Below are 25,793 nucleotides of genomic sequence, written 5' to 3'. Positions count from 1 at the left end.
GCTACAAAAAATTTGTACCAGCAGTACCGTAGCGTTTTTAGAGTATTTTGACTATATGGCGTTTTGTGATTAAACTTTGAACGAACAATAAAAGGGGCGCATCAACCTAAGCTGATGCGGCCCTTTTATTGACAATAATTTTTTACTTTTAATGAAGCGTATTAATCTTGCTTTGGTGCATGGACAAAATCAACCACGTTCAAATCAAAACCTGACAAAGCGTAAAACTTCATCGGTGAGGACAAAAGGCGCATATCACGCACCCCTAAATGACGCAAAATCTGAGCGCCAACCCCAATGCTGCGATACGGTTGCTGTGTGATGGTCGATAAAGATTCATTCAATGCCGCCTTATCCAAGGCATCACCCAAGTCAGTCGGTTCATGGTTGCCAATCCAAACCAAGACACCACGCTCTGATGCATTGATCTCTTCTAATGCTGAGCGCACGCTCCAGCCGCTACGACCAGTAGTATCGTTTTTGGCAGCAAATAAATCGCGTAATGGATGAAAACCATGTACGCGAACGGTGCTAATACCTTGGCTCACATCGCCTTTTACCAACGCTAAATGGGTTTCAGTCGCACCGAACTCACGGAAACGATGTAAGGTAAAGGTGCCGTATTCTGTTTCAAATGGGTGCGATGCAATTTCTTCAACAGTCTGCTCGTTGGCAATACGGTAGTTAATCAAATCAGCAATCGTACCGATTTTTAAATCATGTTCCTTTGCAAATACTTCAAGGTCATCACGGCGCGCCATGGTGCCATCGGCATTGATAATCTCGACAATGACCGCTGCTGGCTCAAGTCCGGCAAGACGTGCCAAATCACAACCGGCTTCGGTATGTCCGGCGCGGTGCAAGACGCCGCCATTTTGTGCCATGATTGGAAAAATATGGCCAGGCTGAACGATATCTTCTGGTTTTGCAGAAGAGGAGACGGCTGCTTGAATGGTACGCGCGCGGTCAGCGGCTGAGATGCCGGTAGTCACGCCTTCAGCCGCTTCAATAGAAACGGTAAAGTTGGTACTAAATTTTGCCTCATTACGATCAGACATGAGTGGCAGCGCCAATTGCTGACAACGTGCTTGTGATAAGGTCAAACACACTAAGCCACGCGCATGAGTAATCATAAAGTTGATATCATCAGGGCGAACATGGGTCGCTGCCATGATAATATCGCCTTCGTTTTCGCGGTCTTCATCATCCATCAAGATGACCATTTTACCTGCACGAATGTCTTCGATAATCTCAGGAATCGTATTTAAACTCATAGGATGTCTCAATATTTTATTATATAGATAGGTGTCAATGTGGGATATAAAGTGTTATCTGCCTATTGTAGCAGCAGATGCTACAAAGCGCTGTTGCGGTTAAGCAAAGTGCGCTGGGTTAAATTGATCGACTGTAGACGTTAGCCAATCATTGCTTATATATCATTATGAGGACATTTTAACGTTTTTCATCCTACTGTGCTGCTTCATCTCGAAACTATATAGACCAGTCTGCCTAAAAACGTGACAAGTATAGTCAGTGAAAAGTAATATCGACACATTATGTACTGCTGGTATCAATTTTTCTTGCTTGCTGTGCCCATGCAGACAGAGGCTGCAAAAAATTTGTACCAGCAGTACCGTAGTGTTTTTAGAGTATTTTGACTATAGCATCAATGGTAACGACGATTGACAGATTTTCGCCCATATTCAGTCGTATTGTGAGCGATTATTCATTACTAGCCGCTTGGCTTTTTAGCCAATCTATAAACTGCTTACTGTGCTGCTCACGCTGATTGTCTGCAAATTCATAAAAGCGCGTATCGATTAAGTTGTCTGGTAAGTAGCTTTGCGCATAATAATGGTTGGGATAGTTATGCGGATAGACATAATCTTGTCCGTAGCCTTGAGTACGCATTAGCTTAGTCACCCCATTACGTAAATGGAGCGGCACAGGTGAGGCGTCTTTTTCTGCCAAGCTCATCGCAGCATTGATAGCGTTATAGGTGCTGTTACTTTTCGCGCTGGTTGCCAGATATACCACCACTTGCCCCAAGATAATACGTGCTTCTGGCATGCCGATGGATTGGACACTACGCAGGGCGGCATCAGCGAGAAGTAAGGCATTGGGGTTGGCATTCCCGATATCTTCACTGGCCAAAATCACTAAGCGCCGCGCGATAAAATCAGCCGGTTCACCGCCTACTAACATCCGTGCCATCCAATATAGTGCTGCATCTGGGTCCGAGCCGCGTACTGACTTTATCATGGCGGAGACCATATCATAATGCTGCTCACCATCTTTATCATAGCGTACGAGTGCGGTCTGGGCGACACGGGCGACCAGTGCATCATCGATGATGAGCGGTGATTGATTGGTATCAGCCGTCTGAATGGCAAGCTCTAATATATTGAGAGCCTTTCTAGCATCACCATGTGCCAATTGGCTAATAGTTTGCTGCGCTTGCAAGTTGACAGTCAGCTCTTTAAGCACATTATCTTCTGACATAGCCCGCTGTAATACCGCGCTAATTTGCTCAGGCGTTAATGGTTCTAAGCGATAGACTTGGCAACGTGATAACAGCGCATTATTGACACTAAAAGAAGGGTTTTCGGTAGTCGCACCAATCAAGGTAATATCGCCAGACTCGACCGCACTGAGTAGGGCATCTTGTTGCGCTTTATTAAAACGATGTATCTCATCAATAAACACCACAGGCGACTCAAAATTTAACGTATCTTTGTTATCTAATACCTCACGCAATTGCTTAACACCAGTATTTAGCGCAGACAAGGCATGAAAAGGTCTGCCAACCGCATCGGCCAGTAGCATCGCTATGGTCGTTTTGCCGATGCCTGCTTCCCCATGCAAAATGATAGAGGGCAGGTGACCTTGTTCCACCAAGCGCCGTAACGGCGCACCTGCTGCTAATAAGTGCGCTTGACCAATAATAGCGTCAAGTGTGGTCGGGCGCATGCGCTGGGCGAGGGGTGTATCAGCATGAAAATTAGGCGGCATAAAATTCTCTATATTTTCTATTATTGAAGGCTTTTTATTGTAAAATTAGACACTTGTCCATAATCTATAACATCAAAGTGCTGTTTTCTATATTTGTCTTTATAACGCTGTCTTTATTGCAATTAAGCGATTGGTATAGTCAGTTCAAAATAAAAGCGCTACGATTGTAATAACGTGCTATTGGCTATAATTTTTTCTTGCTTGCTGTTCGCAGGCGTGACAGAGGCTGCAAAAAATTTATAGCCAATAGCAGTGTGCCCTTTTTAAAGTGGATTAACTATGTACATAAGGTGATAAGTAATGATGTCGTGAATATTATTACAAAGGTTAGGCTAACGCACATTCACGTTAATAAAAGTCAGCTGAATGTACAGCTTATGTCTTTAACGCTTTACTTATACCTATATTATCCCTATTAAGGGGTTAATTAACTTTATGAAAATGATAGATCACAGATAAAGGATGATAGTAGTCATGTTGCAGTCAATCTTTAAACGTCTTTTTGATCATCATTCGGTATCTACTAAGGATATTAATGCTACTAAACGGCAGGCGCGCAAGCTTACCGCCGGTGAGATAAAGCTGGCGCATTCAGTGTTTGGTGATAGTCTTAGACTTGATGACATTGAGCTTAAGACAGCATGGTGGGTGCTCAAACATTATGCGGTGAGTCCTAATGGCAATATTTATTTTCATTCAGTAGACTGGCTCGAAGATTTCAGTCAAGTGGCACTTGGCAAGCAAAGCTGGCTGATACATGAGCTGACGCATGTATGGCAGCTACAACAGGGCTTGAAGGTGGTGCGCGGTGCTCTTATCGATCGTCGCTATGATTATGTACTAGAAGTAGGTAAGCCTTTTTTCAAATACGGTATTGAGCAGCAGGCACGTATGGTGCAAGACTATTTTGTCCGTCGTCAGCGCGGACAAGACTGTCAGGATTTGGCAGACTGTATTCCATTCTTAGTGGTTTAATCGATGGATAATCTTGAGACTAGCTTCTCATACCGCGACTGAATCTTAACCTTTATATAGCTATGTGATATTTTTGTTTTTAACACAGGAAATAAATTCAGATGTTTAAATTTTTTCTAGAAAAGTCTGATAATGATGCTTATTCTAACCTTGCCAATAAAAGTATTGGGTATCCACAGCATTCAAAGACTTTACTTGCCGTTGCATTGACCGGTGTATTATTGTTGAGTGGTTGTCAGCAACAAGCTAGAGAAGACAATATAGCGGATAAGACCCAAACCAGTGAGCAAACGAGCGCAGAAGACAGTCAACCTATGGCGCAAAGTGATTCTGCTGCGGCACGCATAGAGCAATTCCAACCTTTGTATGTTACCCAGTTTCAAGGATTACAGGGGCGTCTGCAAGCAGAGTATGAGTCGCTACAAGCTGCTGATGTCGCAGACAGTACAAACGCTTTACTAGTCGATGAGCCTATTGATACTGGTGAAACTGGCAATAATCAGCCGGCTAACAGTGATAAAGATGCTACGGCCGCTACGCCACAACTAGCAAAAGATCCGGCAGCAGCTACAAAAAATATAGAAAATAGCGACTCCGCGACAGCTACTGAGATAAATGATGACATTAATACCAATACTGAAGTCGGCAAGCGTGATTTAACCGTGCTGAAGCGTATCAGCTTAGAGCCACGTAAGCCTATCATATTGACTGAAGATCAGATTATAGAGCGTTATGAGCAAGCGATGGAAGCGCTTTATCAGCCGGTGACCACGGCACTGAATGCGCAGGACACGGATACTTTGATTAATATCGCAACCTTAGTACCACAGCTTTTTGAAGATGCAGAAATTGCTGGCAGAGTCAGCGCCAAAAGCCCTGCATTGGCACGTTTAATTATTCAGCATCAAGTTTGGGAGCAGATAGAAACCCAGCAAGTACTTGATATGCAGAAAATGAAACAAACACAGCAGCAAGAATTTGAGATGTTGATGGCGAAATTCAATGAAACCATCGAAGGTTATGATGAACAAATCGCCAAATATGAGCAAACGCTAAAAGAGTTTAAGTAATCGGTTAAATCTGGCCATAAAAAATCTCGCACATGGCGAGATTCTTTTATAGCTGTTTATTTTTACGATTGCTCAATAACTATTTACGATCTTCAACTTTAACAAAATCGCGATGCGTTTCACCCGTATATAACTGACGCGGACGACCGATTTTGAACGGCGCGCTGTGCATCTCAAGCCAATGGCTGATCCAACCAGAGGTACGAGCCAATGCGAAGATAACGGTAAACATTGACGTTGGGATACCGATGGCTTTTAAGATAATACCAGAGTAAAAATCAACATTTGGATACAGGTTACGTTCGACGAAGAACGGATCTTCTAAGGCAATTTTCTCAAGCGCCATTGCAAGCTCAAGCTTAGGATCATTGATGCCAAGCGCATCTAATACTTCGTCACAAGTTTCTTTCATGACTTGTGCACGTGGGTCAAAGTTTTTATAAACACGATGACCAAAGCCCATCAGTTTCACTTCACGGCTCTTCACTTTCTCCATGAACTCAGGCACGTTTTCTACAGAACCGATTTCATCGAGCATCTCAAGTACCGCTTCGTTGGCGCCGCCATGTGATGGACCCCACAATGCTGCGATACCAGCAGCGATACAAGCGTAAGGGTTTGCGCCAGTAGAGCCCGCCAGACGTACGGTAGACGTTGATGCGTTTTGCTCATGGTCAGCATGCAAAGTAAAGATTTTGTCCATGGCGCGAGTGATGACGTCGTTGGTTTTATAATCCACATCAGCAGGCGTGGCAAACATCATGTACAAGAAGTTCTCAGCATAATTGAAGTCATTACGTGGGTACATGAACGGTTCGCCTTTTGAGTATTTATAACTCATAGCGGCAAGCGTTGGCATTTTAGCAATAAGACGAATGGCTGTAATCTCACGATGCTCTTCGTTGCTAACATCTAGATTTTCATGATAAAACGCTGATAAAGCACCTACGACACCAACCATAATCGCCATTGGATGCGCGTCACGGCGGAAGCCTTCAAAGAATTTACGTAATTGGTCATGAACACCAGTATGCTGACGGATTTTTTCATAGAAATCGGCTTTTTGCTCAGCATTAGGCAAGTCACCATGAATCAGCGCATAAGCCACTTCTAGATATTCTGCATTGTTTGCTAACTGGTCAATAGGGTAGCCGCGATGCAATAGCTCGCCTTTGCCGCCATCAATGAAGGTAATTTTTGATTCGACAGGCGCTGTTGCCATAAAGCCTGGATCATAAGTCCAGTAGCCAGCTTTTTGGAAAGCAGCAACTTCGATAACTGACGGCCCTAGAGTGCCTTCAGTAATAGGAAGTTGGTAATCCTTACCATCTACGGTCAATGTGGCTTGATTATCAGCCATAATTTAATCTCCATTGTTTTAACTTGTTAGAACAAAAATAATAGTGACGCACACCATCGCGTCATAATAGATAGTCAAATGGTCAAAATGAATGTGAGCCATTTAATATGCAGGCTATATTAGCAGTTATTACTTAAGTTTTGAAAAGACTTTTACCAGTCACGCCTACAATACACGTGCGCTAACAGTAGTTATCGGCTGTAAACTTTGTATCAAAATATGTCTGGTAGGTAATTTGACTGTAAATCATCCCATTTGTCATAGCGTAATGATAATGATTAACGCCGACATAGAAAGCCGATTGTAGCCAAATACTGTGCTGAGATATTTTCTGGCATTGACTATAAAACAGACAGAGCATCATTAACCGACACACTCGTTTGGCTTTATAGGTCACTAAGACTGAGTAATATTAATGAATTCATATTGCAAATAGCCAGTTTTTTGTTAATAAATCTCTAATAACCACTATTTAGGGGATAAATTTGTAATTAGAGCTCAGTCATTTTATAATTAGAGGGATTTAACTGGCACTAGCTTTGCGCAAAACGATGGCTTGTCTTGACAAAGTGGGTAATGGGCTTTGCTCCACTCATACTTTGTTACGATTGAATGACCACTTTGGCGACCAAGACCAAGCTTATCGCTTGAATATTCTTGTTAACTGTTCTATTTTTAAATAGCCTACAGTGAAGTTTACCTTAACAAAAAATGATAGCATAGAGATGACTCCATGGCGTTATCTTTTTTTGTTAATGGGAACCCGTAAAAATAGAATAGTTAATCGATTTATCCCATGCTTCGTTTTATGGTCTGTTAATATGTAGACAGCTTGTTGTTGAAAGGATGTATTGGGTCATTGAGCGATAGTCGAATGCCCATAATGACCCTGTCAATCCTTGTATGCTTTCAGATTTAGCGCAAATTAAATGACGTCAGCTAGCCCTTCCTTACTTTATTCGTCTTGTGTGGTGCTCAGTGTATTTGGCAGACGATTGCCAAATCATAAGTAACTACCAGATATAACCGCAAAAAGGATGCCCGCTGTGAAAAGCAACCGACCTATTGATCTGCCCCTCAGCCAAGTGATTAGTGTTAATCGATCACCGATTGCGATTGCTTCAATTCTGCATCGTATCTCTGGCATCATTTTATTTTTACTTATTCCAGTCATGCTATGGTTACTACAGAATTCTTTGGCATCACCTGAGAGTTTTGAAACCGTCTTTGACAATGTTTTAGTGCGCTTTTTGGCATGGATATTCGTTGCCGCCATTGCTTATCATTTTGTGATGGGTATCAAACATTTATTTGCTGATAATGGCAGTAACGAAGAGCTGAAATCTGCACGTATGGTGACCGTGGTCAGCTTCGTGATTGCAGCGATTCTAATTGTCGCGTCATTTGTATGGGTGATGTTCTAATGATAAAAAATAATTCAGGAATCAAAAGCGCGACTGGTTTGACCGGATCAGGCTCACGTGATTGGATTGTTCAGCGTATTAGCGCTGTGGTATTGGCAGTTTACAGTGTGGTGCTATTGGGCTTCTTTTTGACCCATGGCGATGTGAGCTTCACGCAGTGGTCAAGCTTTATGACCAGCTTACCGATGCGTCTATTTAGCTTGATAGCGGTTCTAGCCCTTGCAGGTCACGCTTGGGTGGGAATGTGGACCGTATTCACAGACTATATTACTACGGGCAAACTGGGCGCAAGCGCAGCAGGTCTACGTTTGGTATTACAGACATTAATGATTATTGCCGTTTTAGTATTTTTATTCTGGGGCATCATGATTTTTTGGGGTAATGGCTTCGGTGTCGTTGCTGTTTAACGCTCAGATAGATATGCACATTTTAGTAAGTGGTTGAAGATAGCTTAAGTACCCAGTTTTGTACAAATTTATTATCCATATCCGTGCTTTGAGTCGATGATTCAGCTCGGAGTGCATGACTGGTTAAGCAGTCCTTGTATTTACTTCGCAAGTATTAACAGGCATTAGGAAAACCGTAATGGCAACTAGACAAGACAACACTATTAGCAATATCAAAACCCTCAACTATGACGCGGTCATCGTTGGTGGTGGTGGCTCAGGTATGCGTGCATCATTGCATTTAGCTGAAGCCGGCATGAAGGTTGCAGTCTTAACCAAAGTATTCCCAACCCGCTCGCACACGGTTGCAGCTCAGGGCGGTATCGGTGCAAGCCTCGGTAACATGAGCAATGATAACTGGCATTTCCACTTTTATGACACCGTTAAAGGGTCAGACTGGTTGGGTGACCAAGACGCCATCGAGTACATGTGCCGTGAAGCGCCAAAAGTTGTTTATGAGCTTGAGCACATGGGCATGCCGTTTGACCGTAATGAAGACGGTACGATTTATCAACGTCCATTCGGTGGTCATACCTCAAACTATGGCGAAAAAGCCGTACAACGTGCCTGTGCTGCTGCTGACCGTACCGGTCATGCGCTATTACATACTTTATATCAAAAAAATCTACAGCAAGGTACTGAGTTCTTTATCGAGTGGATTGCACTTGATTTGATCAAAGATGACGCCGGTAATATCAATGGCGTAATCGCGATTGAACAAGAAACCGGTACGGTTGCCGTATTTCAATCGCCAATCACGGTATTAGCAACAGGTGGTGCCGGTCGTATCTTTGCCGCTTCTACCAATGCTTATATCAATACTGGTGACGGTATTGGCATGGCCGTTCGTGCTGGTATTCCATTGCAAGATATGGAATTCTGGCAGTTCCATCCAACTGGCGTCCATGGTGCAGGCGTACTATTGACTGAAGGTTGCCGCGGTGAAGGCGCAATCCTACGTAATAAAGATGGCGAAGCTTTCATGGAGCGTTACGCGCCAACGGTTAAAGACTTAGCACCTCGTGATTTGGTTTCTCGTTCTATGGACCAAGAAATTAAAGAAGGTCGTGGCTGTGGTCCAAACGCTGACCATATTGTGATGGATATGACGCATTTAGGTGTTGAAACCATCATGAAGCGTCTGCCTTCAGTATTCGAGATTGGTAAAAACTTTGCCAACGTCGATATCACAAAAGAGCCAATTCCTGTTATTCCAACCATTCACTACATGATGGGCGGTATTCCAACCACGATTCATGGTCAAGTGATTGTACCGGATTTAGAAGCGGGTACGGATGAAGACGGTCTATATGCCAAAGGCAACGTGGTTAAAGGTCTTTATGCGATTGGTGAATGTGCGTGCGTCAGTGTTCACGGTGCCAACCGTTTAGGTACCAACTCATTGCTTGACCTTTTGGTATTTGGTCGCGCTGCAGGCAAGCACATCGTTGATGAATTCCATCATGCGGATCATAACTATAAACCACTTGATCCTCGCGTCCTTGACTATACAGTCGGTCGTTTAGACAAGCTGCAACAGTCAACGTCAGGCTACAATGCGCAAGACGTAGCAGATGAGATTCGTGCAACCATGCAAACGCATGCCAGTGTATTCCGTACACAAGCGATGATGGACGAAGGCGTTGCAAAAATCTTAGCGCTAGGCGAAAAAATCGATCAAATTCATTTGGCCGATAAATCACAGGTCTTTAACACGGCCCGTATCGAAGCTTTCGAAGTTGGAAATCTTTATGAAGTGGCAAAAGCCACGATGATATCGGCGGCCCAGCGCCATGAAAGTCGCGGCGCGCACAGTGTGTCTGACTATGATCGTCCTGAAGATGATGAATACGCACCAAATGGTCGTAACGATAACGATTGGATGAAGCATACCTTATGGTATTCTGAAGGCAATAAAGTTATCTATAAGCCGGTTCGTAAAATTCCATTGACGGTTGATTATATCGAGCCAAAGGTTCGCGTCTATTAATTTTAGACGGCTTGCATCTGATTTATACGAACAGCGTAAACGTTTTATCCTTTATTCATTTATTAAAAAAGGTGACCGCCAGCTACAAGCTCATGCCAGCGCCCTATTAATCAGTATTTGATGCTACTTGTCAGTACCGGTTAATAGTCAGCGCGACATGTTGCAATCTTTGTATGCCCGCCATCACCGACGTGTGGAGTTTAGCATTATGAGCCGAGGTACTCGCACCATCGAAATCTATCGCTACGATCCTGATCTGGACGCAGCGCCGCGAATGCAAACCTATACGGTTGAGTTATTAGACTCAGATCGTATGTTGCTTGACGTGTTATTACGTCTAAAAAAGGAAGATGAAACCCTCACCTTCCGTCGCTCGTGCCGTGAAGGCATCTGTGGCTCTGACGGTATGAATATTAATGGTAAAAATGGTCTAGCATGTTTGATCAACATGAACACTTTGCCAGAAAAAGTAACCGTTCGTCCGTTACCAGGCTTGCCTGTGGTTCGTGATTTGGTTGTCGATATGAACCAATTCTATGAGCAGTACGAAAAAGTACATCCATTCTTGATCAATGAGCAGCCAGCGCCAGCAACAGAGCGCTTGCAGTCACCTGAGCAGCGCGACAAGCTCAACGGTCTGTATGAGTGTATTTTATGTGCTTGCTGTTCGACCAGCTGCCCATCATTTTGGTGGAACCCTGATAAGTTCTTAGGCCCAGCGGCGCTATTGAATGCCAATCGTTTTGTCTCAGACAGTCGCGATACGGACACGCGTGCGCGTCTGGCTCGTTTAGACGATCCATTCAGCTTATTCCGTTGCCGCGGTATCATGAACTGCGTATCCGTATGTCCAAAAGGTTTGAATCCAACCAAAGCCATTGGTCATCTGCGTAATTTGTTGCTTGATCAAGCAGGTTAATATACCTTTTAGCATCAATTAGCTTTATAATAGTGCTATAAAAAAACACCACCTAAGATAAGGTGGTGTTTTTTGTTCATTAAAATAAGCAAAACAATAGCGTATATAGTCAAAATACTCTAAAAACGCTACGGCACTGTTGGTACAGATTTTTTGCAGCCTCTGTCTGCATGGGCACAGCAAGCAAGAAAAATTGATACCAGCAGTACATAATGTGTCGAATTACTTTTCACTGACTATAGTAACCATGCTTGTTAAGTCATTTAAGACCAATATTTGAATTTATATCATAATAATTATCGCAAGTAAGGCGATATTAACAATGCGTTGCTTATAGGTAAGATAACCTGTTATCTCGTCCATCTGCCTATATAATTATAAATAGTAATGACTAAGCATAAAAAATGCTTGGTTATTACAAGATTATAGGGGTGAATGACGATGATAGAAGGTATATAATACTGAGGTTAAAATTGACGTATAGCAGTGAGATATGAATATGCGCAAAGTCAATTACCTATGAATGGCTTAAAGCGATCATAGATATTCATTGTGTAAATACTTAGTATTGAACAAACAAACTATGGCTGTAAAGGTAGGCATGTTACGCTATACGGCAGTGCATAATTTGTCAAATAGCCATTGTAGAGCTACAATAGCCCAGTTATCCAGCAGAAATGGCTTGTAAATAAGCCAGCTGAACAAAAAAAATTTGAAAAAAATGCTATAAATAACGATTTAGTTATAACTGATAGCATTATATATAAATTAATGTTTTGCGACGAGCGACATAAGAAAACTGAACGTTCACAAATAATTTGAATGGTGTTCTATGTCGATTGTTGATTGTTAAAAAGCTATTTATTCAATAGCCGAGCCGCCTATATCCAACAGATTTCACAATAATAAGCACGATTCCATTCATTTATCTATCAAATAGACGATTATTATGAATAGTATAACTAAAGAAGCAGCGAGCGTAGATCACACAGAATTGGCCGCTGATAATGCCAATTATATTGATATCCTCTACGAGCAATACCTAGAAGACCCTAATAGTGTTGGTAGCGATTGGCAAACGTATTTTGAACAATACAAATCGCCAAATGATGCGCCACACAATGCCATTAAAGACCAGTTTTTATTATTAGCGCGTAATCAGACGGCTAATAAGGTCAGCACCGACACCAGTAGCGCGACTACTAGTCATAGCAACAATGTTGGCGACAATAAGCAAATGGGCGTACAGCAGCTCATCTCAGCTTACCGTCGTCGCGGTCATCGCCGAGCGCAGTTAGATCCATTAAGTCTACACCCACGTGCGGAAGTAGAGGATTTAACCCTTGCCTATCACAATCTTTCTGACGCGGATCTAGATACGGTATTTCCTACTAATGATCTAAATATCGGTAAAAATGAAGCACCGTTACGTGAAATCATTGAAATCATGGAGCGCGTCTATTGCCGTTATATCGGCACAGAATATATGCACGTGACCACCAGCACAGAAAAGCGCTGGATGGAAAAATATCTAGAAACCAATCTGGGTCATATCTCTTTTGATACAGAAAAACGCTTGTCTATCCTTGAGCGTTTGACGGCAGCAGAGGGCTTAGAGAAATATCTTGCTCGTAAATATACGGGTGTGAAGCGTTTTGGTCTGGAAGGTGGCGAGAGCTTTATTCCAGCGATCAATGAAATCATCCAACGTGCTGGCGGTTATGGCACCAAAGAGATGGTCATTGGTATGGCGCATCGTGGCCGTTTAAACTTATTGGTTAATATCTTGGGCAAAAACCCTGCCGATTTGTTTGATGAGTTCGATGGTAAAGTGCAGCCAGAAAAAGGCTCAGGTGATGTGAAATATCATAATGGTTTTTCATCGAATGTGATGACGCCAGGTGGCGAGGCGCATTTAGCGTTGGCATTTAACCCGTCACATCTTGAAATCGTTGCTCCGGTATTGCAAGGCTCAGTACGTGCGCGTCAAGTACGTCGTAATAATCAGCCACTTCATGAGAATAAGATAGGCAATTCAGTGTTGCCAATCGTCATTCATGGTGATGCGGCGTTTGCTGGTCAAGGCGTGGTGCAAGAGACATTTCAGATGTCACAAACCCGTGCGTATACGACGGGCGGCACCATCCATATTGTGATTAATAACCAAGTTGGTTTTACCACCAGCCGTCAAGAAGATGCACGCTCAACTGAATACTGTACCGATGTGGCAAAAATGGTTCATGCGCCAATTTTACATGTCAACGGTGATGATCCTGAGTCTGTGGTATTTGCCGCGCAATTGGCGTTAGATTATCGTCATGAGTTTGACAAAGACATTATTATAGATCTCTTCTGCTATCGCCGTAACGGTCATAATGAGGCGGATGAGCCTTCAGCGACTCAGCCACTCATGTATGCTGTGATCAAAAAGCTACCAACGACTCGTACTATTTACGCGCAACAGTTAATCGAAGAAGGTTTGCTGAGTAAAGAAGATGAAACGCGTTTAGAAGATGAGTATCGCGAATCATTAGACCGCGGTGAATATGTTGCTAACTCATTAGTAAACGAGCCTAACGAGCAGCTATTTGTTGATTGGAAACCTTATTTGGGACACGATTTGGTTGACGATTGGGATACCAGTGTCGATATCGAAGTGTTGAAAGGTTATGGTCGCCGTATGGCTCAAATGCCTGAAGGTTACAAGCTACAGCGCCAAGTACAAAAAGTGGTTGAGCAGCGCTTAGCGATGCAAACTGGCGAAGAGCCTTTGAACTGGGGTGCAGCTGAGACATTGGCATACGCATCACTGGTCGATAATGATAAAGTGCTGGTACGTATTACTGGTGAAGATGTAGGGCGCGGTACGTTCTCACATCGTCATAGTGAGCTATACAATATTGAAGATGGCAGCATGTATGTGCCACTTGCTCACCTGAGTGAAGATCAAGCACGCTTTGCCACTTATAACTCATTGCTATCAGAAGAAGCGGTACTAGCTTTTGAATATGGTTATGCGACCACAGTACCAAATGCATTGGTCGTTTGGGAAGCGCAGTTCGGTGATTTTGTTAACGGCGCTCAAGTCGTTATCGACCAGTTTATCGCCAGTGGCGAGACCAAATGGCAGCGCGTTTGCGGCTTGACCATGCTATTGCCGCATGGCTTTGAAGGTCAAGGTCCTGAGCATTCATCAGCCCGTCTTGAGCGTTTCTTGCAGTTATGTGCTGAAGACAACATGCAAGTCATCACCCCAACGACCCCTGCGCAGATTTATCATGCGCTACGTCGTCAAGCGGTTCGCCCAATTCGTAAACCGTTAATCGTCATGTCGCCAAAGAGCTTGCTACGTCATAAGCTTGCAACTTCTCAATTAGAAGAGTTGGCAAATGGTAAGTTTGAAACGGTATTGCCAGAGATGGATCAGCAAAATCCGGACAACGTGACTCGTATGGTGCTATGTGGCGGTAAAGTTTATTATGACTTGCTTGAGCAGCGCCGTGCATTGGGTCTAGACCATGTCGCAATCGTTCGTATCGAGCAGCTCTATCCTTTACCAGAAAAACGCTTAATTGCTGAAATTGAAAAATATAGCAACTTAAAAGAAATCGTTTGGACGCAAGAGGAGCCGCTGAACCAAGGGGCTTGGTATTACTTAGCGCCGCATATGTTCCGCATTGTTGTACCGCATCCAACCAGAGCAAAAGTGATGGAGCCAGTTGCACGTCCTGCCAGTGCAGCGCCTGCGACAGGCTCAGCAAAATTACACGTTAAGCAACAACAAGATTTAATCGCTGGTGGTCTTGGTATCAGTGTAGATGAGCTGTCTATTTAATAGCTTATTTAAATAATAGATTGTATGTAATCAATGAATCAGGCGATGACAGTCAGTACCCAGTAAGACAATTTAAATATCACGTTTTAAATGGTACTGACTGCCTATCACGACTTAATTATAAATAGTAATATCCAAATCTAAGGAGTATATCGATGGCTGAAATTAAAGCCCCCGTTTTTCCAGAATCGGTTGCCGATGGTACAATCGTTGAATGGCACGTCACTGAAGGTCAGCAAGTAAACCGTGATGACTTATTAGCTGAAATCGAAACTGATAAGGTTGTATTGGAAGTGGTTGCGCCTGACAATGGCGTTGTAACCCGAATCGTTAAGCAAGTAGACGATACTGTATTGTCTGATGAGCTGATTGCCGAATTTGAAGCCGGTGCTAGCGCCAGTGCTGAAGCTGCTCCTGCCGTTGATCCAGATCAACCAGCTGCGCCAGTACAACCTAAACAAGCAACAGATGGCGGCGAGCCAGTACAAGGCACTGACAAAGCAGACGAATCTGATCATAAAGATCAAAGCCCTGCAGTCCGTAAAGCGGCTAAAGAGTCTGGCGTAGATCCTAAAAACGTTGAAGGCAGTGGTCGCGGCGGTCGTGTGACTAAAACTGATATGTCAAACCCAACCTTAAAAGCGGACAGCTCAATCACTTCTGATAGTGGTCGTCCTGTTGCTGAAGCAGTTGGCGAGCGTACTGAAAAACGTGTACCAATGACACGTCTACGTAAGACAATTGCGAATCGTTTGCTAGCCGCTTCTCAAGAAACAGCAATGCTAACGACGTTTAACGAAGTCAACATGAAACCGTTGATGGACATGCGTACCAAGTATAAGGATCAGTTTGAAAAACGCCATGGTGTGCGTTTAGGCTTTATGTCGTTATTCGTAAAAGCGGCGACTGAAGCACTAAAACGCTACCCAGCTGTGAACGCCTCATTAGATGGTGATGATATCGTTTATCATGGTTACTATGACATCGGCGTTGCCGTCTCTTCTAATCGTGGTCTAGTCGTACCAGTATTGCGTGATACTGATCGCATGAGCATGGCAGATGTTGAAGCCAAGATTCGTGAGTTTGGTGGTAAAGCACAAGAAGGCAAACTTGGTCTAGAAGACATGGTTGGCGGTACATTCACCATCTCAAACGGTGGTGTATTTGGTTCACTGATGTCAACACCTATCTTGAACCCGCCACAAACTGCTATCTTGGGTATGCATGCCATCAATGATCGTCCTATGGCAGTTAATGGCGAAGTTAAAATCTTGCCAATGATGTATCTTGCACTGTCTTATGACCATCGTATGATTGATGGTAAAGAAGCGGTAAAATTCTTAGTAACACTAAAAGAATTGGTTGAAGACCCTACTATGCTACTTTTAGATCTTTAAGTTTTTAGGCTTGTATCAGTAATGACTGATACAAGCTTTTTAGCTTTATATAGATTATCTTTTAATGCCTTTTAGCTTTTTCAGTTCTATCTTATGAGCAATGAGCTAAGAATACTCAGCAGCCATCTTTATCGTCTTTTTAAACGCATCTATTATCTAGCATTTAGGTATCGTATTGGTTATCGAATAGATAGGTCGATGGTTTACTAACGAGATAAAATTGGTTTATATGATACCTAACATTAAACTAAGATTAAACTAAAATTAAAATAGGAACGTATTATGAAAGACAGTTATGATTTAGTCGTCATCGGCGGCGGACCTGGTGGTTATGAAGCAGCAATCCGTGCAGGACAGCTGGGTATGAGCGTCGCTTGTATCGAAAAACGCGTTTATAAAGGTGAGCCTGCGCTTGGCGGTACTTGCTTAAACGTCGGTTGTATCCCATCAAAAGCATTGCTTGATAGCTCACATCGCTATGAAGCGACTAAGCACGACCTTAATGAGCATGGTATTACTACTGGTGATGTTGCTATCGATATCGAGCAAATGATTGCCCGTAAAGAAGGCATCGTTAAGCAGTTGACTGGCGGCGTTGCTGCGTTATTAAAAGGTAATGGGGTTGACTGGCTACAAGGCTGGGGCACATTAGAAGATGGTAAAGGTGGCGATAAACAAGTTAAATTTACCGCGCTTGCTGATGAAGCAGAAACGACTATCACTGCTAAAAATGTCATTCTTGCAGCTGGTTCAGTGCCGATTGATATTCCAGTTGCCAAAACTGACGGCGATCGCATTGTTGATTCTACTGGCGCGCTTGACTTCACTTCTGTACCTAAACGTTTAGGCGTAATCGGTGCGGGTGTTATCGGTCTTGAGCTTGGTTCAGTATGGCGTCGTTTGGGTAGCGAGGTTGTGGTTTATGAAGCGCTTCCAAGTTTCTTAGCAGCAGCTGACAAAGACATCGCCAAAGAAGCCGGCAAAATGCTGAAAAAGCAAGGTCTTGATATCCGTGTTGATACCAAAGTGACTAATGCTGAAGTGAAAGGCGATCAAGTCATCGTCACCAGTGAAACCAAAGGTGAGTCTAGCGAAGAGAGTTTTGATAAGCTGATCGTTTGTGTCGGTCGCCGCGCTTATTCTGAAAAATTACTTGGCGAAGACAGTGGTATTCAATTGACCGAACGTGGTTTGATTGATGTTAACGATCAGTGCAAAACCAATCTTGATGGCGTTTATGCTATCGGCGACTTGGTCCGTGGCCCTATGCTTGCGCATAAAGCCATGGAAGAGGGCATGATGGCGGTTGAGCGTATTCATGGCGAAAAAGCCCAAGTGAATTACGACACTATCATCAACGTCATCTATACCCATCCAGAAATCGCATGGGTTGGATTGACTGAGCAAGAAGCAGAAGCTGCCGGTTACGAAGTTAAAACAGGTTCATTCAACCTAGCGGCTAACGGTCGTGCTCTTGCCCAAAGTGAAGCACAAGGCTCTATCAAAGTCGTTGCGGATGCCAAAACAGACCGCTTGTTAGGTATGCATGCGATTTCTGCGGGTGCAGGCGATATTATCCATCAAGGTATGATTGCGATGGAGTTTGTCTCTAGCATCGAAGATTTGCAGTTGATGACGTTTGCGCATCCAACAATCTCTGAAGCGGTACATGAAGCAGCATTGTCAGCAGATGGCCGTGCCATTCACGCGATTCAGCGTAAAAAACGTAAATAATTTGAAGCGCTTAAAATATTTTGTATAAAGATACTTTGAAAGTGTCTTAAGATATTTTAAGTGTGTTAAATGGTTATTAGATGATGACATGACCATCGCACTGTTTGAATAGCTATTTTGAATGACTATTTCAAATGTGGCGTTGGTCTCAAATACAGTAGAGCATTCTACAGTGTATGGGTTTTCATTTTTTATTAATGGTAATAATAAAGGATTCAATCAATGAATTTACATGAGTATCAAGCAAAAGAGCTATTGAAAAGCTATGGCTTGCCCATTCAAGAAGGCATCATTGCCTATAGTGGCGACGAAGCGGCAGCCGCTTTTGATAAAACCCCAACTGATATCGCAGTCATTAAAGCGCAGGTTCATGCGGGTGGTCGCGGTAAAGCGGGCGGCGTGAAACTGGTTAAGACTCGCGAAGAAGCGAAGCAAGTGACTGATGAGCTTATCGGTACGAATCTGGTAACGTATCAAACGGATGCAGCTGGTCAGCCAGTAAACTTCGTTTTGGTTGCAGAAGATATGTACCCAGTACAAACTGAGCTATATCTTGGCGCTGTTGTTGATCGCTCTTCACGTCGCGTGACGTTTATGGCATCAACTGAAGGCGGTGTTGAGATTGAAAAAGTGGCAGAAGAGACTCCTGAAAAAATCTTTAAAGTAAATATCGATCCATTGGTTGGTTTATTGCCATTCCAAGCGCGTGAAGTGGCGTTTAAATTGGGTCTTGAAGGCAAGCAAATCAATCAATTCGTTAAATTGATGACTGGTGCTTATCAAGCATTCGTTGAGAACGACATTGATTTACTTGAGATCAACCCATTAGCGGTTCGCGAAAATGGCGAAATCGTTTGTGTTGATGGCAAAATTGGTATCGACTCAAACGCTTTGTATCGTCTGCCTAAAATTGCTGCGCTACAAGACAAATCACAAGAAAATGAGCGTGAGCTTAAAGCAGCTGAATTTGATCTAAACTATGTTGCCCTAGAAGGCAATATCGGTTGTATGGTAAACGGTGCCGGTCTTGCAATGGCAACGATGGATATCATCAAATTGTACGGCGGCAAACCTGCTAACTTCTTGGACGTGGGCGGCGGTGCAACTAAAGATCGCGTTGTTGAAGCATTCAAGATTATCCTTGAAGACAGCAGCGTTGAAGGTGTTTTGATCAACATCTTCGGTGGTATCGTACGTTGTGACATGATTGCAGAAGCTATCATCGCTGCTATCAAAGAAGTTGACGTCAAAGTACCGGTTGTTGTCCGTTTAGAAGGTAACAATGCTGAGCTAGGTGCGAAAATCCTAGAAGAATCTGGTCTGAAATTGATTTCAGCGCAAGGTTTATCAGACGCCGCTCAAAAAATTGTTGACGCTGTTAAAGCTTAATTGCTCAAGAGTATAAGGCGTTTACTGTCATCTTGCTGCTGTTAATATTTAACGTGGCAAGATAGGCAAGCGCCTACCAGACAACCGCATACAAGGATAAGATAATGAGTGTATTAATTGATAAAGACACCAAAGTATTGGTGCAAGGTTTTACCGGTAAAAATGGTACGTTCCACTCAGAACAAGCCATCGAATATGGTACTAAAGTTGTTGGCGGCGTAACGCCAGGTAAAGGAGGTCAAACGCACCTAGGTCTGCCAGTATTCAACACCATGAACGAAGCAATGGCAGCGACTCAAGCTGACGCTTCTGTTATCTATGTACCAGCGCCTTTTGTACTAGATTCTATCATCGAAGCGATTGACGCTGGCGTGAAGCTGATTGTAGTTATCACTGAGGGCGTACCAACGCTTGATATGCTAAAAGCCAAGCGCTATCTTGAAGAAGCGGGCGATGTACGTCTCATTGGTCCTAACTGCCCAGGCGTTATTACTCCAGGTCAGTGCAAAATCGGCATTATGCCAGGTCATATTCATCTGCCAGGTAAAGTGGGCATCATCTCACGCTCTGGTACGTTGACCTATGAAGCGGTTGCTCAAACCACTAAGCTTGGTTTTGGTCAATCAACCTGTATCGGTATCGGTGGTGATCCAATCCCTGGTATGAACCAGATTGATGCATTAAAACTGTTCCAAGAAGATCCACAAACTGAAGCAATCATCCTAATCGGTGAGATTGGTGGTACTGCTGAAGAAGAAGCGGCCGCTTATATCAAAGACCATGTGACCAAGCCAGTTATTGGTTATATCGCTGGTGTTACTGCTCCTGAAGGTAAGCGTATGGGTCATGCTGGCGCCATCATCTCTGGCGGTCAAGGTACTGCTGAAGATAAATTTAAAGCGTTCGAAGCGGCAGGTATTGCTTATACGCGTGACCCATCAAAATTGGGTGAGAAGCTAAAAGAAGTAACGGGCTGGTAGTATTAGCAGCTAACTGACTACTAATACTCAAATGACGTTGAAAAATAATGAAGGCACCCCTACAATGGGGTGTCTTTTTTTGTTTAAAAATTGCTTTGGATATCAATATGGAAAATAATAAAAATAAAATATTAGTCACTGGCGGCGCAGGATATATCGGTTCACATACTTGTATTGCACTGCATGAAGCAGGCTACGAGGTTGTTATCTATGATAATTTATCTAATAGTAGTCAGGAAGCTATTAACCGTGTCTCTAGTTTGATCGGTAAGCCAATCGAATTTATTGAAGGTGACATTCGTGATGCTGATTCACTCAGGCAAGTATTTGCCGCGCAGCCATTTTTTGGCGTGATTCATTTTGCTGGCTTAAAAGCAGTTGGCGAGTCTGTGACTGAGCCGTTGATGTATTATGATAATAATGTGAGTGGTACGATTACCTTACTTAAAATCATGGCTGAATATGAGGTTAAAAACTTTGTTTTCTCTTCATCGGCTACGGTCTATGGTGATCCTGAAATTCTGCCAATTAATGAAGACTCTCAACGCTCCTGTACCAACCCTTATGGGCAAAGTAAGCTCACGGTTGAACACATCCTAGAAGACCTTGCAGTATCTGATAATCACTGGAACCTGATTACCCTTAGATACTTTAATCCAGTCGGTGCGCATCCATCCGGTCAGATTGGGGAAGACCCCAATGATATTCCTAATAACTTGATGCCTTATATCTCACAAGTTGCCGTCGGTAAGCTTGATCAATTAAGTATTTTTGGCAATGACTATCCTACCGTCGATGGTACGGGTGTACGCGACTTTATCCATGTCACTGACCTTGCAGCAGGACATGTTGCTGCGCTGAATTATTTAGAAAGCCAAACACCAGCTGTTGGGTTTTTGCCTATCAATTTAGGAACAGGAAAAGGCACTTCGGTATTGGAGTTACTCAGAGCATTTTCTGCTGTATCAGGTCAGGATATTCCTTTTCAATTTGCCGCACGCCGAGCGGGCGATATTGCCAGTTGCTATGCCAGTGCTGATAAAGCAAAGGAGTTGTTAGGATGGCAAGCAAGCTTGTCTATTACTGATATGTGTCAAGATAGTTGGCGTTGGCAAAGCATGAATCCAAATGGTTATAACCTAGCTTAGGTTACATAAAACATATCTTTTATCTCACGCTTTTTTTAATAAAGTTTAAAAATTATGAATAAAATCACTCACGCTGTTATTCCTGTCGCAGGCTTTGGTACTCGTATGTTGCCATTGTCTAAGGCAGTACCCAAAGAGCTATTGCCGCTTGGTAATCGTCCTGCTATTCATTATGTGGTTGAAGAAGCTATTGCTGCTGGTATCAAGCATATCGTCTTGGTTGGTCATGCACAAAAGAGCGCGATCGAGAACTACTTTGATATCAATGCTGAGCTAGATAATCAATTACGTGATAAAGGCAAAGACGAGCTGGCAGATAGCTTAAATTGGCTACCGGATGACGTAACCATATCGATGATACGTCAGGGTAAGCCATTGGGCTTAGGTCATGCGGTGCTTGCCGCACGCCCGATTATTGGTGATCATGATTTTGCAGTGCTCTTACCAGATGTGGTACTTGATCCTTTTAATGGAGATATGTCTGCTGATAATTTAGCCTTTATGATTAATGCTTTTTCTGAAGGCAATCATTCGCAAATATTGGTCGATAAAGTTGCAGATGAGGATGTGCATAAATATGGTATCGCCCAATTGAATGAAGCGTTTAGTGATGCAAGTAATATTGATGACGAAGTAGATGCCAATATCAGCTTTAAAGTGGCAGGTTTTATAGAAAAGCCAAATCTCTCTGATGCGCCATCAAGACTCGCTGTGGTTGGTCGTTATGTCTTTAGTCATCATATTTTTGATTATCTGGCTAATACCAAAGCTTCAGTTGGCGGAGAGATTCAGCTAACAGATGCTATTGACGCACTTATCAGTGAATATGGCGTCAATGTCACCACCATGCGTGGTGATAGCTATGATGCTGGCGATATGCGCTCTTATCTGCAGGCTTTCATTTATTTCGCTCAGCAGCAATTAGCCGATGAAGAGTAGTTAATGAACCATACAAAAGACCATGAAGTCTATAGCAGTGCCCGTCATTCTAAATATTGGCAGCAGCTACAAATCTGCGCTGATTCGCCGTGGTCATTGGCTGCTTTGTTTGCACAGGATGATACACGCACCCAACGTTTTAGCGCCCAATGTGGGGCACTGTATATGGACTACAGCAAGCAATGTCTAGATGATACTGTATTAGAAAATTTATTAAGTTTGGCAAACAGTTGTGAGTTGTCTGCTCGTATTCAATCCTTACTACAAGGGGCAATGGTGAATACCAGTGAAGAACGTGCCGCTTTGCATACCGCACTACGATTGCCTGCCACCGCAAGCTTGCAACTTGATAATCAAGATGTGGTTGCTGATGTCCATCAAAGCTTGAGGCAAGTTGAACGTTTATCTGAGCGTGTACGTAGTGGGACTTGGCGAGGGTTCTCGGGCAAGGCAATTACTGATGTGGTCAATATTGGTGTAGGGGGCTCTGATTTAGGTCCGCTGATGGCAACCACTGCCCTTGATGAGTGGGCAGATACTTGTGTTGAGGTGCACTTCGTCTCCAATATGGATGGCACGCAGCTAGATAATTTGCTAAAACATCTAAATCCTGAAACCACTCTATTTATTATCTCATCTAAATCCTTTGGTACCATTGATACCTTATCCAATGCCAAAACAGCATTATCATGGTTACTTGCCACCGCAAAACGTCGCGCGGGTACTGAGGACAGTGTGTTACGTCGCCACTTTATTGGTATCTCCGCCAATAGCAAAAAGATGAGTGCTTGGGGTATTCATCCTGAGCATCAGCTACAGCTTTGGGAGTGGGTTGGCGGTCGCTTTTCTTTGTGGTCAGCGATTGGTCTTGCTATTGCTATTCGTATCGGTATGTCTGGGTTTAAGGAGCTGTTGGCAGGCGCGCACAGTATGGATGAGCATTTTGCGCAGGCGGATTTTTCAGAAAACATACCGGTATTATTAGGCTTACTTGCAGTTTGGAATAGCACCTTTTTACAAGTGAACGCCCATACGGTATTGCCTTATGATGGGCGCTTAAGTTATTTGCCCAGTTATTTGACCCAGCTTGAGATGGAAAGTAATGGTAAATCGGTGACCCAACATGGCGAATGTATCGATTATGATACTTGTCCAATTCTTTGGGGTGAGATTGGTTCCAATGCCCAACATGCCTTTTATCAGCTGCTCCATCAAGGGACACAGCAAGTCTCTTGTGATTTTATCGCTTGTGTACGCCGATATAGTGATGAGGCAAAAAATACGCCACTACAACAGCAGCATGAGCTGTCTTTAGCCAACTGTTTGGCGCAAAGCCGTGTGCTTGCTTTTGGTAATGCGGCTATCGCTGAAACGGACGGCCAAGTGGCTTGTGATGCTGATAAATATAAATACTACCGAGGTAACCAGCCTTCTACTACCTTACTTATCAATGAGCTTACCCCGCATAGTTTAGGCGCGCTGATTGCGCTCTATGAGCATAAAGTTTATGTCATGGCCAGTATCTGGGATATCAATCCATTTGACCAATGGGGGGTTGAGATGGGTAAGCAGATGGCAGAGTCGGTCCATGCTGCGATGCAGCAAGAAGGTGGCGCGCAATTTGATACCTCAACCAATCAGCTATTAAAACACATTAAACAGCTGTCTTGATGGTACTGCTACTAAGTCAGTTATTATTAAAGGTACACTCATGAGCGCTGATGCTATGGATAAAAATATGCCCCAATCTGAACCAAATTTGCTTAGCCGTGTGGCAAGAAAATCTGCTGTCTGCGTGCTTATCGGTCATAGTATCGAGGCGCTGACCAGTGCTGTGGTGCTGGCAAGTCTTGGTCAACGTGTCCATTTATATGCAGATCAGGAGTTATTGGCGCAGCAGCTACAGCAATATGGCTTTGAGCATCACTTACAAGCGTTATGGCAGATGTATACGCAGCAGCAAGACATTGTTAGTTATGCGCTGCCGAATACCGCTGATGAGCTCATCCAGTGTTATGAAGGAGCAAGCCATAATGATAGCCACATTATCAGAGAGTGCCAAGAAGTTAATAAGCCAAAAACAGTGGCACTATATTGGGTATTTTTAGGCAGTATCGATTCTGTATGGATAGAAGATGATTGGCTTAGCGCTTTTAACCATAGTCATCAGCAGGCGCAACCGCTTATCATGAGTGGTATTAAGCAGCTTGGCACTATAGCTGCATTGTCTCAGCGCCTAAAGCGCGCTTGGGTCTATTATCTGCCATTTGTTTTCTTAAAAGATGGCGACGCTTATAGTTCGATGTTAAATCCGTCATTGTGGTTACTCGGTGAAAAAACGCCCAATAGCCGCCATCATTTGGATATGCTACAGCCATTAATGCAGCATGCACGTGCTACTTATTATGCTGATATTGCGACCATAGAGTTTGCCCGTAGTAGCATCATGGCGATGCTCGCAACGCGAGTCAGCTTTATGAATGAGATGTCACGTTTGGCGGACAGTCAACAGGTCGATATTCAGCAGGTCAGTCATATTATGGGGCTTGATGAGCGCGTGGGCAATAGCTACTTACAAGCAGGTTGGGGCTTTGGTGGTAACACCTTGCCCGCTGAATTGCTAACGTTGCAGCAATCAAGCAATGAGCAAAGCTTGGCCATGCCGTTATTACAGTCGGTCATCCATATTAATGAAGATCAAAAAGAGTTGATATTCCGCAAATTTTGGCAATATTTCGATGGTTTTATTGATAATAAAACCGTCATGATTTGGGGTGGTAGTTATAAAGCAGGTTCAGGGCGGACAGCAGGTTCAGCCATTCATCCACTACTAGCGTTACTGTGGTCTTATAATATTCGCACCTTGGTCTATAGTGATAAAGCACAGACTGAGCTTGCGGCACTTTACGGACAACAGCCTTTACTGGAATTGATAGACAATCCTTATCAGCAGTTGGATAAAGCGCAAGCGGTCTTTATTGTCAGTTGGTCACCAGAAGATCGACTGGATGTAACATTATTAAATCAACAAGCAATACCTGTGTTTGATGCACAAAATGTATTAACAAGTGTGCAAATTGATAGCTTAGTTGGTGAATATATAGGTATGGGCCGCGCTAAATGATAGGCGCTATCAACTATAAAAATCATGCTATAGTTAAAATATCTCAAAACG

At 43.4% G+C, this 25,793-nt stretch carries 18 protein-coding genes; 15 read left to right on the top strand and 3 right to left on the bottom strand.

The genetic code is table 11. The features are described from left to right. Positions 1–161 precede the first annotated feature (161 nt). Both ribBA and JMW90_RS02490 read right to left on the bottom strand, forming a co-directional pair. On the bottom strand, positions 162–1,274 hold the full coding sequence (ribBA, locus tag JMW90_RS02495) for a bifunctional 3,4-dihydroxy-2-butanone-4-phosphate synthase/GTP cyclohydrolase II (RefSeq protein WP_201550454.1): 1,113 nt from the start codon (positions 1,272–1,274) through the stop codon (positions 162–164). A 448-nt stretch (positions 1,275–1,722) separates the two neighbouring features. Further along, a complete protein-coding gene (locus JMW90_RS02490) occupies positions 1,723–3,012 on the bottom strand; it encodes a replication-associated recombination protein A (protein ID WP_201561521.1) in 1,290 nt (429 codons plus the stop codon). Between the two features lie 474 nt (positions 3,013–3,486). Between JMW90_RS02490 and JMW90_RS02485 the strand changes: the two genes are divergently transcribed. Then, entirely contained in the window at positions 3,487–3,987 is a 501-nt protein-coding gene (locus tag JMW90_RS02485) for a type IV secretion protein Rhs (RefSeq protein ID WP_201561520.1), read from the top strand. 101 nt (positions 3,988–4,088) lie between these two features. After that, positions 4,089–5,057: a hypothetical protein gene (locus JMW90_RS02480; protein WP_201561519.1), complete on the top strand. Its 969-nt coding sequence runs from the start codon at positions 4,089–4,091 to the stop codon at positions 5,055–5,057. Positions 5,058–5,136: 79 nt separating this feature from the next. Here JMW90_RS02480 and gltA read toward each other — a convergent pair whose 3' ends face one another. Beyond that, a complete protein-coding gene (gene gltA, locus JMW90_RS02475) occupies positions 5,137–6,417 on the bottom strand; it encodes a citrate synthase (protein ID WP_201561518.1) in 1,281 nt (426 codons plus the stop codon). A gap of 1,037 nt (positions 6,418–7,454) precedes the next feature. Here gltA and sdhC point away from each other — a divergent pair. The 13 genes from sdhC to JMW90_RS02410 all read left to right on the top strand — a co-directional run bounded on the left by sdhC (position 7,455) and on the right by JMW90_RS02410 (position 25,742). Continuing rightward, positions 7,455–7,841: a succinate dehydrogenase, cytochrome b556 subunit gene (gene sdhC, locus JMW90_RS02470; RefSeq protein ID WP_201561517.1), complete on the top strand. Its 387-nt coding sequence runs from the start codon at positions 7,455–7,457 to the stop codon at positions 7,839–7,841. Positions 7,842–7,861: 20 nt separating this feature from the next. Further along, positions 7,862–8,248 carry a succinate dehydrogenase, hydrophobic membrane anchor protein gene (sdhD, locus tag JMW90_RS02465; protein WP_227691845.1) on the top strand — a complete coding sequence of 129 codons (387 nt, stop codon included), beginning with the start codon at positions 7,862–7,864 and terminating at the stop codon, positions 8,246–8,248. 178 nt (positions 8,249–8,426) lie between these two features. Continuing rightward, the gene (gene sdhA / locus JMW90_RS02460) at positions 8,427–10,277 is read left to right on the top strand and encodes a succinate dehydrogenase flavoprotein subunit (RefSeq protein WP_201561516.1); all 1,851 of its coding nucleotides are present in this window, start codon (positions 8,427–8,429) and stop codon (positions 10,275–10,277) included. A 208-nt stretch (positions 10,278–10,485) separates the two neighbouring features. Further along, positions 10,486–11,196 carry a succinate dehydrogenase iron-sulfur subunit gene (locus JMW90_RS02455; RefSeq protein ID WP_201561515.1) on the top strand — a complete coding sequence of 237 codons (711 nt, stop codon included), beginning with the start codon at positions 10,486–10,488 and terminating at the stop codon, positions 11,194–11,196. 949 nt (positions 11,197–12,145) lie between these two features. Continuing rightward, positions 12,146–15,031, top strand: a complete 2,886-nt coding sequence (locus JMW90_RS02450) for a 2-oxoglutarate dehydrogenase E1 component (protein WP_201561514.1) — start codon at positions 12,146–12,148, stop codon at positions 15,029–15,031. Positions 15,032–15,186: 155 nt separating this feature from the next. Beyond that, on the top strand, positions 15,187–16,428 hold the full coding sequence (gene odhB / locus JMW90_RS02445; protein ID WP_201561513.1) for a 2-oxoglutarate dehydrogenase complex dihydrolipoyllysine-residue succinyltransferase: 1,242 nt from the start codon (positions 15,187–15,189) through the stop codon (positions 16,426–16,428). A 282-nt stretch (positions 16,429–16,710) separates the two neighbouring features. Then, positions 16,711–18,162, top strand: a complete 1,452-nt coding sequence (gene lpdA / locus JMW90_RS02440) for a dihydrolipoyl dehydrogenase (protein WP_201561512.1) — start codon at positions 16,711–16,713, stop codon at positions 18,160–18,162. 222 nt (positions 18,163–18,384) lie between these two features. Further along, a complete protein-coding gene (sucC, locus tag JMW90_RS02435; RefSeq protein WP_201561511.1) occupies positions 18,385–19,551 on the top strand; it encodes an ADP-forming succinate--CoA ligase subunit beta in 1,167 nt (388 codons plus the stop codon). A gap of 104 nt (positions 19,552–19,655) precedes the next feature. Continuing rightward, a complete protein-coding gene (gene sucD, locus JMW90_RS02430; protein WP_201561510.1) occupies positions 19,656–20,531 on the top strand; it encodes a succinate--CoA ligase subunit alpha in 876 nt (291 codons plus the stop codon). Between the two features lie 107 nt (positions 20,532–20,638). Further along, complete coding sequence (gene galE / locus JMW90_RS02425; RefSeq protein WP_227691837.1) at positions 20,639–21,679, top strand: UDP-glucose 4-epimerase GalE; 1,041 nt, start codon at positions 20,639–20,641, stop codon at positions 21,677–21,679. 54 nt (positions 21,680–21,733) lie between these two features. Further along, positions 21,734–22,618: a UTP--glucose-1-phosphate uridylyltransferase gene (locus JMW90_RS02420; protein ID WP_201561508.1), complete on the top strand. Its 885-nt coding sequence runs from the start codon at positions 21,734–21,736 to the stop codon at positions 22,616–22,618. 3 nt (positions 22,619–22,621) lie between these two features. Continuing rightward, positions 22,622–24,289 (top strand): glucose-6-phosphate isomerase, encoded by a 1,668-nt coding sequence (pgi, locus tag JMW90_RS02415; RefSeq protein ID WP_201561507.1) that lies wholly within the window; start codon positions 22,622–22,624, stop codon positions 24,287–24,289. Between the two features lie 67 nt (positions 24,290–24,356). Next, on the top strand, positions 24,357–25,742 hold the full coding sequence (locus JMW90_RS02410) for a UDP-glucose/GDP-mannose dehydrogenase family protein (protein ID WP_227691836.1): 1,386 nt from the start codon (positions 24,357–24,359) through the stop codon (positions 25,740–25,742). Positions 25,743–25,793 lie beyond the last annotated feature (51 nt).

It is taken from the genome of Psychrobacter glacincola (genome assembly GCF_904846215.1).
Taxonomy (GTDB): Bacteria; Pseudomonadota; Gammaproteobacteria; order Pseudomonadales; family Moraxellaceae; genus Psychrobacter; species Psychrobacter glacincola.
The sequence above is the reverse complement of the archived record's forward strand: the minus strand, read 5'-3'. Positions and strand labels throughout refer to the sequence as shown.